Source organism: Nocardioides sp. (assembly GCF_025965415.1).
In the GTDB taxonomy this organism is placed as follows: domain Bacteria; phylum Actinomycetota; class Actinomycetes; order Propionibacteriales; family Nocardioidaceae; genus Nocardioides.
On record NZ_JAOPWY010000118.1, the window covers coordinates 1 to 9,351 of the forward strand.

12 protein-coding genes are annotated in these 9,351 nt (G+C 70.7%); 5 read left to right on the forward strand and 7 right to left on the reverse strand.

Features of this window, described 5'->3' with window-relative positions; translation table 11 throughout:
- The coding region (locus JWN97_RS12440; RefSeq protein ID WP_297622970.1) for a hypothetical protein at positions 1-496 on the forward strand (496 nt) is incomplete at its 5' end.
- 104 nt (positions 497-600) lie between these two features.
- Positions 601-1,614 (forward strand): thioredoxin-disulfide reductase, encoded by a 1,014-nt coding sequence (trxB, locus tag JWN97_RS12445; protein WP_297622972.1) that lies wholly within the window; start codon positions 601-603, stop codon positions 1,612-1,614.
- Here the strand turns inward: trxB and JWN97_RS12450 are convergent.
- Positions 1,583-2,206, reverse strand: a complete 624-nt coding sequence (locus tag JWN97_RS12450) for a hypothetical protein (protein ID WP_297622974.1) — start codon at positions 2,204-2,206, stop codon at positions 1,583-1,585. The two genes, trxB and JWN97_RS12450, sit on opposite strands and share 32 nt — an antisense overlap.
- Positions 2,203-2,640, reverse strand: coding sequence for a MarR family transcriptional regulator (locus tag JWN97_RS12455; RefSeq protein ID WP_297622976.1), 438 nt, complete (start codon positions 2,638-2,640; stop codon positions 2,203-2,205). Before JWN97_RS12455 ends, JWN97_RS12450 begins: the two co-directional genes overlap by 4 nt.
- 133 nt (positions 2,641-2,773) lie before the next feature.
- Between JWN97_RS12455 and trxA the strand changes: the two genes are divergently transcribed.
- Complete coding sequence (gene trxA, locus JWN97_RS12460) at positions 2,774-3,115, forward strand: thioredoxin (protein WP_297622978.1); 342 nt, start codon at positions 2,774-2,776, stop codon at positions 3,113-3,115.
- Positions 3,116-3,213: 98 nt separating this feature from the next.
- On the opposite strand, the gene JWN97_RS12465 is transcribed toward trxA, so the two are convergent.
- Positions 3,214-3,864, reverse strand: coding sequence for a GNAT family N-acetyltransferase (locus JWN97_RS12465; RefSeq protein WP_297622980.1), 651 nt, complete (start codon positions 3,862-3,864; stop codon positions 3,214-3,216).
- A gap of 42 nt (positions 3,865-3,906) precedes the next feature.
- Here JWN97_RS12465 and JWN97_RS12470 point away from each other — a divergent pair, with 42 nt between their 5' ends.
- Together JWN97_RS12470 and JWN97_RS12475 are read left to right on the forward strand one after the other, a co-directional pair.
- Positions 3,907-5,121, forward strand: a complete 1,215-nt coding sequence (locus tag JWN97_RS12470; protein ID WP_297622982.1) for a pyridoxal phosphate-dependent aminotransferase — start codon at positions 3,907-3,909, stop codon at positions 5,119-5,121.
- Positions 5,122-5,188: 67 nt separating this feature from the next.
- On the forward strand, positions 5,189-5,968 hold the full coding sequence (locus JWN97_RS12475) for a lysophospholipid acyltransferase family protein (RefSeq protein WP_297622984.1): 780 nt from the start codon (positions 5,189-5,191) through the stop codon (positions 5,966-5,968).
- A gap of 84 nt (positions 5,969-6,052) precedes the next feature.
- Here the strand turns inward: JWN97_RS12475 and JWN97_RS12480 are convergent, their stop codons facing one another.
- The 4 genes from JWN97_RS12480 to JWN97_RS12495 form a co-directional block, all read right to left on the reverse strand.
- Positions 6,053-7,045: a ParB/RepB/Spo0J family partition protein gene (locus tag JWN97_RS12480; RefSeq protein ID WP_297622986.1), complete on the reverse strand. Its 993-nt coding sequence runs from the start codon at positions 7,043-7,045 to the stop codon at positions 6,053-6,055.
- Between the two features lie 61 nt (positions 7,046-7,106).
- Positions 7,107-7,925, reverse strand: a complete 819-nt coding sequence (locus JWN97_RS12485) for a ParA family protein (RefSeq protein ID WP_363321288.1) — start codon at positions 7,923-7,925, stop codon at positions 7,107-7,109.
- Between the two features lie 325 nt (positions 7,926-8,250).
- The gene (rsmG, locus tag JWN97_RS12490; protein ID WP_297622988.1) at positions 8,251-8,922 is read right to left on the reverse strand and encodes a 16S rRNA (guanine(527)-N(7))-methyltransferase RsmG; all 672 of its coding nucleotides are present in this window, start codon (positions 8,920-8,922) and stop codon (positions 8,251-8,253) included.
- A 92-nt stretch (positions 8,923-9,014) separates the two neighbouring features.
- Positions 9,015-9,351, reverse strand: a 337-nt coding sequence (locus JWN97_RS12495) for a R3H domain-containing nucleic acid-binding protein (RefSeq protein WP_297622990.1), incomplete at its 5' end; no start/stop codon positions are given.

Here is a 9,351-nt window from a genome sequence, read left to right on the forward strand (position 1 = left end):
GGCCGCGGTCGTGGTCGCCGGCGTGGCCGTGGGCCAGGCGCTGCCCCGCATGTCGGGCAGCGACGACGCCGCCACGAGCTCCGCGGCCGGCGGCGACACGGCCACCGGGCAGGAGCGGGGGCTCTCCGACGACTCCGACGACTCCGGCGGCTCCGACGCCGGGGGCGGCGCGAGCGACAGCCGGGAGATGGCCCCGCAGACCAAGCAGGACGCGTCCGCCGTCCCGACCGTGTCCACGGCCGACGCCGACCTCGACCAGGAGCTCCTCGCCCTGCGCCCGGACGTCGGAGCGCGCCGCAGCACCCTGGTCGCTCCCGAGGAGCCGGATGCCTTCTGCGTGCTCGGCATCGGTCCGGGCCGCCGACTCGCCGCCGAGGTCGACGGCCAGCCTGGAGTGATCGTCTACAAGCCGCGCTCCGGAGACGCCCAGGAGGTCGCGGTCTTCGTGTGCGGCAACGGCGAGCCCGTCCGCACGCTCGTCCTCCCGCTGCCCTGATCCGAGCGGGTCCCGCGTCACCTCCTCCGCGGGAAGAACGCTGGCCTACGATCGGTTGAGCACGTCGTACACCGCACCCGATCCCAGCAGGAGTGACCCAGCCCATGAGCGAGACCACCGACACGCGCAACGTGATCATCATCGGCTCGGGGCCGTCGGGCTACACGGCCGCTGTCTACGCAGCCCGTGCAGCGCTGAAGCCGCTCGTCTTCGAGGGCTCGGTGACCGCCGGCGGTGCGCTGATGAACACCACCGAGGTGGAGAACTTCCCGGGTTTCCGCGACGGCATCATGGGCCCGGCGCTGATGGACGAGATGCGCGGCCAGGCCGAGCGGTTCGGCGCCGAGCTGGTCTCCGACGACATCGTCGAGGTCGACCTCACCGGTGACGTGAAGGTCGTCAAGACGGCCACCGACACCTACACCGCGCGGTCGGTGATCCTCGCGACCGGCTCCAGCTACCGCAAGCTCGGGCTGCCCCGCGAGGAAGAGCTGTCCGGCCGCGGCGTCTCGTGGTGTGCCACGTGCGACGGGTTCTTCTTCCGCGAGCAGGCCATCGCCGTGGTCGGCGGCGGTGACTCCGCGGTCGAGGAGGCCACCTTCCTCACCCGCTTCGCCTCGAAGGTCTACCTGATCCACCGCCGCGACGAGCTGCGCGCCACCAAGATCATGCAGGAGCGCGCCTTCGCCGACCCCAAGCTCGAGATGGTCTGGAACTCCGAGGTCGCGGCGATCAACGGCGCCGACAAGCTCGAGTCGATCACCCTGCGCGACACGACCAACGGCGAGGAGCGGCAGCTCGACGTCACCGGCCTCTTCATCGCGGTCGGCCACGACCCGCGCTCGGAGCTGCTGACCGGCCAGGTCGACCTCGACGACGACGGCTACGTCCTCGTCCACCACCCCTCGACCAGGACCAACCTGCCGGGCGTGTTCGCCGCCGGCGACCTGGTGGACCACCACTACCGCCAGGCGATCACCGCCGCCGGCACCGGCTGCGCCGCCGCCCTCGACGCCGAGCGTTTCATCGCCGCGCTGGACCACGAGGCCTCGAGCGCCGGCGACGCCGCCGCGACCGTCGAGGAGATCACCGAGCAGGTGCAGACCGCCGGCGCCTGAGCAGCTCCGCCACCTCGCGCGGCTCGTCGACCCAGAGACCGACGGTCGCGGGGGTCGTGGGTCCGTGGGCGGTCGCGAGCGTCGTACCCTCCGCCAGCGTGAGCTGGAGGTTGGTGCGACCCGAGACGAGCACCAGCAGCCGGTCGTCGATGATCCGCACCGACCGGATCCCGCCCACGTCGGTGTCGGTGACCTGCACGCGCGTGATCGCGGCCAGGGGTACGACGACGTCGGTGCGCGCCATGTTGCGCACGTGGAGGTCGTCCTCGGTGACGAGGTGCGGCCGCATCCGGTAGGACGCCATCAGGCCGAGCATCCACACGACGCCCCAGATCCCCAGCACCAGGAACGGCAGCCGCAGGAAGGTCAGCCACCGGCTCAGGATCAGGTCGAAGGCCACCACCTCGACCGTCGACCCGAAGATGAAGAGCCACACCACCGGCGTCGCCATCCGGGCATAGGGGATGGGCGTGGCCCCTGCCGGCACGTCGGGGCGCCGGGCAATCCAGCGCAGCAGCTGGGCGTAGAGCGCGAGCTCGGTCACCAGCAGGTCGCGAGCGACGGGCAGCACGCGACGCAGGAGCTGCCTCACGCCTTCTCCATCAGCCGGGCGAACCTGCTGGTCGTCTCCTCCAGCACCTCGCTGAAGGTCGTCAGCCGTGCGGCCGGCACGTCGCCGAAGAGGCGTTGCGCCAGGTCGGCGTGGGACGTCACCATGTCCGCGATGGTGCGCGACCCCAGGAGGGTCGGGGTGACGAGCGTGGCCCGGCGGTCGTCGGGGTGCGGCTCACGGGTGACGTGCGCGCTGGCGACGAGACCGTCGACGAGGCCGGTCACGTTGCGCGGCGTCACGCCCAGCGCCCGGGCCAGCGCCTGCTGGGTCGTCGGGCCCGTCTCCCCCAGCACCCAGAGCAGGTGCACGCGGGAGGTCGTGAGGCCCTGCTCGCGCTCGAAGCGAGCGAGGTCGGCCTGCACCAGGGTGGCGAGGTGCAGCACGCGGTCGACGACGACGGTGGGTGCGAGCATGTCGTGAACATACTTCACCATGTAGTCACTTCGCCAATGAGCCACTGGGCACTCCGGCCTCACGTGCCGGGAACATCCGTCCGGGGGGTGGTGTTGACTGGATGTCCCCCGAGACAACTGACTTCTGACACCCATGAAAGGGGCAACCGCCGTGGCCAACATCGCCGCTGTGACCGACGCCGAGTTCGAGGCGCAGGTCCTCAAGTCCGACAAGCCCGTCCTGGTCGACTTCTGGGCGGAGTGGTGCGGCCCCTGCCGCCAGGTCGCCCCGATCCTCGACGAGCTGAACGCCGAGCACGGTGAGAAGCTCACCTTCCTCAAGATGAACGTCGACGAGAACCCCGTGACCCCCTCGTCCTACCGCGTCACCGGCATCCCGACGATCAACGTCTACCAGGGTGGCGAGGTCGTGAAGTCCATCGTGGGCGCCAAGCCCAAGGCCGCGCTGCTCAAGGAGCTCGAGGGGCTCATCTGAGACACGCAGCAGGGCGCGCTCGCGCGCACTGCGTGGGCGTGGCCAGATTGAGCAAGTCCCGCGGCTGAGGCACGAAGCCGCGACGGACGCGTCGAAATCTAGAGCTGATCGCCTGAGGCGGCCCGCACCGATCCGATCGGGCGGGTCGCCTTCTGCGTGGGGCGTACGACACCCCAGACCCGCTCGAGCGCCAGCTCGACCTCGTCCTTCCACCTCAGGGCCGTGCGCAGCTCCATCCGCATCCGCGGCGTCGTCGGGTGTGCCCTCTGGGTCTTGAAGCCCACGCTGCCGAGGAACTCCGCCGGCAGCACGCACCCGTGGGAGCGACCGCGCGTGTCGCCGTACGCCTCGATCGCCGTCTGACCGCGCTCGACGAGGTCGGCCGCCATGGCCTGCACCAGCATCCGGCCGAGACCGCCGCCGCGGTGGGCCGGATCGATCCAGGCGGTCGCCGCGACGACGGCGTCCGGGGACGACGGCGCGGTCGGGAGGGCGGCTGCCCCCGGCAGCCGGGCGGCGGGGGCATAGATGATCAGGCCGGCGGTCCGGCCGTCGACGCGGACGACGCGACCGCACGAGCCCCAGTCGCGCAGGACCGTCGAGAGCCAGCTCTCCTTCTCGGCGATGCGCTCGCGCTCGTCGAGCCGCGCCCGATCGACCGGCCCGAGCTCCCAGAACAGGCACGAGCGCACCGGGTCTGGCAGCTCGGCGAGGTGGTCGACCGTCAGGCGTGCGGTCTTGCGGGACACGATCCCTAGGGTAGTCGCGTCCGGCGCCTGAGAGGATGGGGTGTGCGCCCGATCCGACAGAGCAAGAAGCTGCAAGGTGTCCGCTACGACGTGCGCGGGCCGATCCTCGTCGAGGCACAGCGGCTCGAGGCCGAGGGCTACCGGATCCTCAAGCTCAACATCGGCAACACCGCACCCTTCGGCTTCGAGGCGCCCGAGCAGATCCTCGCCGACATGATCCACCACCTGCCGCAGTCACAGGGGTACGCCGACTCGCAGGGCATCTGGTCGGCGCGCACCGCGGTCATGCACTACTACCAGTCGCACGGCCTCCGCGACGTGGGCGTGGAGGACATCTTCATCGGCAACGGCGTCTCCGAGCTGATCTCGATGGTGCTGCAGGCCTTCGTCGACGACGGCAACGAGATCCTCGTGCCGGCGCCCGACTACCCGCTCTGGACCGGTGCCGTCACGCTGGCCGGCGGCATCCCGGTGCACTACCGCTGCGACGAGGACGACGACTGGAACCCCGACCTGGTCGACATCGAGTCCAAGATCACCGAGAACACGCACGCGCTCGTCATCATCAACCCCAACAACCCCACCGGTGCCGTCTACAGCGCCGAGACGGTCCGGGGGCTGGTCGACATCGCCCGGCGCCACGAGCTCGTGGTGATGGCCGACGAGATCTACGAGAAGATCCTCTTCGAGGACGCCGAGCACCACCACGCGGCGACCTTCGGCGGAAACGACGTCCTCGTCCTGACCTTCTCGGGACTGTCGAAGGCCTACCGCGTCTGCGGCTACCGCGCCGGCTGGGTGATGATCTCCGGTCCCCAGGAGATCGCGACCGACTTCCTCGAGGGCCTCACCCTCATCGCCAACATGCGCATGTGCGCCAACGTCCCGGCCCAGCACGCGATCCAGACCGCCCTCGGTGGCTACCAGTCGATCGAGGAGCTCATCGGCCCCGGCGGGCGGTTCTACGAGCAGTCGATGCTCGCCCACCGGCTCCTCAACGAGATCCCGGGCGTCACCAACGTGAAGCCGCGGGGCGCCCTCTACTGCTTCCCGCGCCTGGACCCCGCGGTCTACGCGATCGAGGACGACCAGGAGTTCGTCCTCGACCTGCTGCGTGCCAAGAAGATCCTCGTCACCCACGGCACGGGCTTCAACTGGCCCGCCCCCGACCACTTCCGGCTCGTGACGCTGCCCGAGGCGAGCGTGCTGGAGGAGGCCATCGGCCGCATCGCCGACTTCCTCGCCACCCGCCGCTGACCCGAGGGCGTGAGTCGACCATCACGAACGCTCGCCGCGTGGGTCGGGGGACCCTAGGCTCTGGCCCATGCGCGACGTGACCTACCCCCCGATCATCGTCACTGCCAAGACGGCATTCCGCGCCCTGGGCCAGCGCTTCCAGATGACCGGCACCGAGCACGTGCCGCGCGAGGGTGGCGTCCTGCTGGCCTACAACCACATCGGCTACGTCGACTTCATCTACGGCGGGTTCGCGGCCAACCCCTCGGGACGGCTGGTGCGCTTCATGGCCAAGCGCGAGCTCTTCGACCACCGGTGGGTCGGTCCGCTCATGCGCTCGCTGCACCACATCGAGGTCGACCGCGGCGAGGGAGTGGCCAGCTTCCACACGGCCGTCGACTACCTCCGCAAGGGAGAGGCCGTCGGGATCTTCCCCGAGGCGACGATCTCACGGGCGATGGAGCTCAAGGACTTCAAGACCGGTGCCGTACGCATCGCGGCGGAGGCCGGCGTACCCATCGTCCCCGTCATCCTCTGGGGCACCCAGCGGATGATGACCAAGGACCACCCGCGTGACTTCTCCCGCGGCAAGACCATCGCCATCCACGTGGGCGAGCCCCTACACGTGACCGGTGCCGACCCGGTCGCGGAGACGGCCGAGCTGCACGCGCGGATGTCGGCGATGCTGGGCGACGCCATCGCCGCCTACCCGGCCGCCGAGCAGCCTCCGGGCGCCTGGTGGGTGCCCGCCTCCCACGGCGGCACGGCCCCCACGCTCCAGGAGGCCATCGCCCTCGACGCCGCCGAGAAGCGCGAGCGGGCCCGCAAGCGTGCCGAGAAGCGTGCAAAGCGACAAAGCGCTAGGTAGATCTGTCGACAGGTCGTTTTGTGGTTTTGTCGACTTATCGCTGCGGAGGGGTGCGCGCCGGAGCGCGTTGCTCGGCTGCCGCTCTCAGATCGGGCGGTCGCTGCGGTTGCGCGGGTCCATGATGTCGACGATGCGCCGCAGGTCGTCGAGGCTGGCGAACTCGACGGTGATCTTCCCCTTGGCCTTGCCGAGGTCGACCTTCACGCGGGTCTCGAACCGGTCGGAGAGCCGGTCGGCGAGCTCAGCCAGGCCTGGAGCCACCGGCTTGTTGCGCGTCGCACGGGGTGCGTCCTCGGACTCGACCCCGAGCGAGACGATCTCCTCCAGGCCGCGCACAGAGATGCCCTCGGCGGTGACCCGCGCCGCCAGCTTGTCCTGCACGGCCGCGTCGTCCACGCTCAGGAGGGCTCGGGCGTGGCCGGCGGAGAGCACGCCGGCAGCGACCCGCCGCTGCACGGGCGGGGACAGCTTCAGCAGGCGCAGCGTGTTGGAGATCTGGGGACGGGAGCGTCCGATCCGCTGGGCCAGCTCCTCGTGGGTGCATCCGAAGTCCTCGAGCAGCTGGCCGTAGGCGGCCGCCTCCTCGAGCGGGTTGAGCTGCGAGCGGTGGAGGTTCTCCAGCAACGCGTCGCGGAGCATGTCGTTGTCGTCGGTCTCGCGGACGATCGCGGGGATCGTGTCGCGGCCGGCCTCCTGGGACGCGCGCCAGCGGCGTTCGCCCATGATCAGCTCGTAGGAGTCCGCACCCGTCTGACGTACGACGACGGGCTGGAGCAGGCCGACCTCGCGGATCGAGTGCACCAGCTCCGCGAGCGCCTCCTCCTCGAAGACGTGGCGCGGCTGGCGGGCGTTGGGCCGCACCTGGCCGATCGGCAGCTCGGCGAAGTAGGCGCCGGCGACGACACCGCCCGCGATCGCCGCGTCGGCACCCGTGGGTGCAGGAGCCTCCGTGCCGTGGGGCGGGCCCGACGCCGGGGACGTCTCGGCGTCGGGGGTCGGAGCGGGCTGGCTCGGAGCGGTGGGGATCAGCGAGCCCAGTCCTCGGCCGAGTCCACGCCGCGGAGGGTTGGCGTTCATGCGGGGTCCTTACGGCGTTGTCCGGGGGAGAAGAACAGCGGAGAAGAACGGCGTGGGGTGCTCATTGCGGGGCTCCCTTGCTCGCGATCTCACGGGCGGCCTCCAGGTAGGAGAGCGCTCCCGCCGAGGCCGGATCGTAGGTCATCACGGTCTGTCCGTAGGACGGGGCCTCGGACACGCGCACGGACCGCGGCACCGCCGTCTTGAGGACCTGTCCGCCGAAGTGGCTGCGCACCTCGTCCGACACACCGGCCGCGAGCCGGGTGCGGGCGTCGTACATGGTGAGCAGGATCGTGGACACCACGAGCTGGGGGTTGAGGTGCTGGCGCACCATCTCCACCGTCTCGAGGAGCTGCCCGAGGCCCTCGAGTGCGTAGTACTCCGCCTGGATCGGGATGAACATCTCCCGCCCGGCGACCAGCGCGTTGAGCGTCAGCAGCCCGAGGGAGGGCGGGCAGTCGACGAAGACGTAGTCGAACCGGTCCTCCCCGACCTCCTCGGCCGTTCCGACGAGCGGGTGGGCGTTGATGGCGCGGGCCAGGCGCTGCTCGCGGGCCACGACGCTCACGAGCTCGATCTCGGCTCCGGCCAGGTCGATCGTGGCGGGCACCACCGAGAGGCCCGGCAGGTCGGCGCACTCGGTGATGACGTCGACCAGCGGCTGCCCGTCCACGAGCATGTCGTACGTCGACGGCACGCCGCGGTGGTGGTCCACACCAAGCGCCGTGGACGCGTTGCCCTGCGGGTCGAGGTCGATGACGAGCACCTTCTGGCCGAGCTGGGCGAGGCCGGCCGCCACGTTGACCGTGGAGGTGGTCTTGCCAACGCCACCCTTCTGGTTGGCCACGACCATCACGCGCGTCGCGCCCGGGCGCGGCACTCCCTGACGGCGCAGGCCGCCCGACCTCGCGAGCACCGAGTGTTGCGCCGCTCGGGCCAGGGGGGTGCCGTGGTCTTGGATCGTGTCGTCCTGGGCCGCGATGTCGGCAGCGGTGCGGACCTGCCACGCAGGACGTGTTTCACGTGGACCGTCGGTCCCACCTGTTTCACGTGAAACATTACCAGCCTGTGGATGAACCGGGCCTGCCTGTGGATAGTCGCGCTCAGAGGGGGTGGCTTCAGCGGTGGAAAACTCGCGAGGGTCGGTGTCCGCCGTCCGCCAACCCACGTTCTCGGTGGGATCTCCGGTCAACTCAGAACACCTCTCACTGTGCTGCACGCTGGTCACGACGCTGTCGGGGCCGCTGGGTTTCACGGGCAAGGGGCCAACCTATCCGGCTCGGGTCCGCCCACGGCACCCGCACCACGGTGGTCGGCGGGTCCACGACGTCCCTCCCCACTTCGAACACCTCTGGGACACCGCACCGCCACCTCGCCAGGAACTCCTGCGCGGAGGCGATCTCGTCGTGCACCGACCGGCCCTTCATCGCCAGGAGCGCGCCCGTCGGCGCGACGAGCGGCATGGACCACCCGAGCAACCGCTCGAGGGGAGCGACGGCGCGCGAGGTCACGACATCAAAGGTGGCACTGCCGTGCAGCTCCTCGGCGCGAGCGCGCCGGACCGTCACGTGCTCCAGCCCGAGCTCGGCCACGACCTCCTCGAGGAAGGTCGTACGCCGCAGGAGGGGCTCGACCAGCGTCATCCGCACTTCCGGGCGCGCGATGGCCACCACGACTCCGGGCAGCCCGGCGCCGGTGCCGATGTCGCACACGGTGGCGCCTTGGGGGATGGCCTCGGCCAGCACCGCGGAGTTGAGGATGTGCCGGTCCCAGAGGCGGGGGGCCTCACGGGGACCGATCAGCCCGCGGAGCACGCCCTCGGTAGCGAGGAGCTCGGTGAAGCGGACCGCGAGGTCCATCCGGTCCGACGCGAACACCCCCCGCGCCCCATCGGGCACGGAGGGTGGTGTCGGCGCGACGTCCGGCCCGGGGCTGGTCGCCCCGGTGGTTTCACGTGAAACGTTGTCGCTCACGCGGGAAGGATCACCACGTGACGCTTCGGCTCGGCGCCCTCGGACTCGGACGTGAGGCCAGCGGCCGCGACGGCGTCGTGGACCACCTTGCGCTCGAACGCGCTCATCGGCTCGAGCGACAGCGACTCGCCGTTCTCCTTCACCTCGGCGATCGCCTTCTCGGCCAGCGCTACCAGGCGGGTGCGCTGCTCGGCGCGGTAGCCACCGACGTCGAGCATGAGGCGCGAGCGCTCGCCGGTCTCGCGGTAGACGGCCAACCGGGTCAGCTCCTGGAGCGCCTCCAGGACCTCACCGTTGCGACCGACGAGCAGGCTCAGGTCGGCGCCGCCGATC